Source organism: Bacillus sp. DNRA2 (genome assembly GCF_012843265.1).
In the GTDB taxonomy this organism is placed as follows: Bacteria; Bacillota; Bacilli; order Bacillales; family Cytobacillaceae; genus Bacillus_BU.
In genome coordinates this window covers 1-1,925 of the sequence record NZ_JABAIT010000068.1, presented here as the reverse complement: position 1 = coordinate 1,925, position 1,925 = coordinate 1, and the positions used below count along the sequence as shown (strand labels likewise).

At 31.7% G+C, this 1,925-nt stretch carries 2 protein-coding genes; one reads left to right on the top strand and one right to left on the bottom strand.

Going from position 1 to position 1,925, the window contains the following annotated elements:
- Window positions 1–621 precede the first annotated feature (621 nt).
- Window positions 622–813: a hypothetical protein gene (locus HHO41_RS22520; RefSeq protein WP_248278576.1), complete on the top strand. Its 192-nt coding sequence runs from the start codon at window positions 622–624 to the stop codon at window positions 811–813.
- 522 nt (window positions 814–1,335) lie between these two features.
- On the opposite strand, the gene HHO41_RS21960 is transcribed toward HHO41_RS22520, so the two are convergent.
- Window positions 1,336–1,797: a hypothetical protein gene (locus tag HHO41_RS21960; protein WP_169102724.1), complete on the bottom strand. Its 462-nt coding sequence runs from the start codon at window positions 1,795–1,797 to the stop codon at window positions 1,336–1,338.
- Between the last annotated feature and the right edge of the window lie 128 nt (window positions 1,798–1,925).

Genomic DNA, 1,925 nt, shown 5'->3' with positions numbered 1-1,925 from the left:
ATTTTTGTTGTGGCATAAGAAAGCACCTCCTTTAATTGATACGTGTATCGTACCAGGAGATGCTGCTTGTTTATATGCGTAGTTTGAATTCGGGCTTACTTTATTTCTTAATAAATTCACCCTAAATCTTCGAGCATTTCATTGTTCCAAGGAATAGTCTGCGTAGAGCTATCCAACGCTATGTGCAGAATTTCACAAACATTTCTACAATTAATGTCAGTTTCAATTTATCTCTAAAGAAGATGTCCCATCAAATGGCACGATAGATTTTTAGATATTAAATTCTTTTGATACCTTCTCTATATATGTATACTCTTTGCAATCGCTTCGTCTTGTCGTTTAATAGAATCTACATTTGAGCGGGTATCTTAAATACTTTCTCGACAATTTCAAGGAGAATACCCAGTTTATTGTATATACACAGATACAGTAGAGTAAAATCACTTATAAAACTTAGAAATATTATGTTAATATTTAACAGGGAGGAATTTCTTTAAAAATTGAAGGCGGAGAATCATATAATCGTTTTTATAGCGAAGCTTGGGCGCCAAACCGTGGGATATTTCCGGGAAGAATTTGGCCTTTTTATAATTTAAAGAACCAAAGGATGAGTGAACTAAAATGCAGGCGTTTAAAGTTGGGAAATTTGTTACATCCATTTCAATAATTGTACTTTTAATAATTGCTGTAATATCTCCTTATAACTTGCCCAAAAAGATATATTTTATAGTTTATGTTCTTGTGCTTGGTGGAATTTCATTAGGCATAAACAAAATATTTGCTCGAGTGCACAGTAAATATAACAAAAATTGAAATCATCTACACCTAATTGAAAGTATTATCTCAAAGCCATTCATCCCGTTATCAAGAACCAGTTTTTTAATTTCTTTATTATTTTCTGTTCTATATAATTCCATTATCCCAGCATCAAACTAAACTGAGAGTATTTAAAATATTTACTAATTAATTGAGAGTGACGAATAGATCTTTTCAAACATTTTTATGGTAAATCTGCAATTTTCTTTGCTTTAACTGCCTGAATTCCCTGTCTGAAAAGAGCTACTGCTAGATAAATGAATATGGTCGACAAAATAAGAAAAATAATTAATCCAACAGTTTGATTCTTTTCATAAGCAGTAAAGATTTTTAGAATTGATTTTTATCCGAAATACGCCGTAACTACACACCCGAAAAAACGCGAAAAAATCTCAAGAAATCTAAAAGTTTTAAAATCCCTTACATTATTCCTTTGCCGTTTCTTGCTCATTAATACTTTCCTCCATTTGCCTTTTCACATTTCATCAATTTTTTTTCGTGTGAATATATAAGAATTTTTTATTTATTTTCATCAAAATTTGAAGTGAAATGTATTCTCTCTCTAACTACTTGATTAGTTTTTGCTTTCTCATACGATGAAATAACTTTAGATGCTTTTTCATCTAATGGAAGGTTCGTGCTAATTTCCGACTTATTTGAATTTCCAACAAGAATGTTTGAATTCGGACCAGACACTAATAAAGATCCATCTTCTTGGGCATAAGCTAAAAACACATATAACTTATTTGTCTCAGGAAGATTGTCATCTTCAAATAGTATTACTGAAGAATTATCTTTATCTACCCCCCCAGCTTTTGTTATCGGAATCGATTTGTCTTTTTTTATGTTCCCTTTAATGTTTTTTACAACTGTAATTTTATAATTTGTATACGGTGTTGAAACTTCTTTTTGCCCATTCTCAGTCTCAATCATAACCGAGTGCCGATATTCAGTATTTACTTGTTGGTCAACACGGGCCAAAAATACATAATCTGCATCCCCAACAGTTTCTGTTTCTAGTAATCTAAAAGTGGACCACCGTAGTCATTGAAAATTCCCCCAGTTATAATTAACCCACGGAGATAATTTCATAAAGTGGGGAGCTTGGA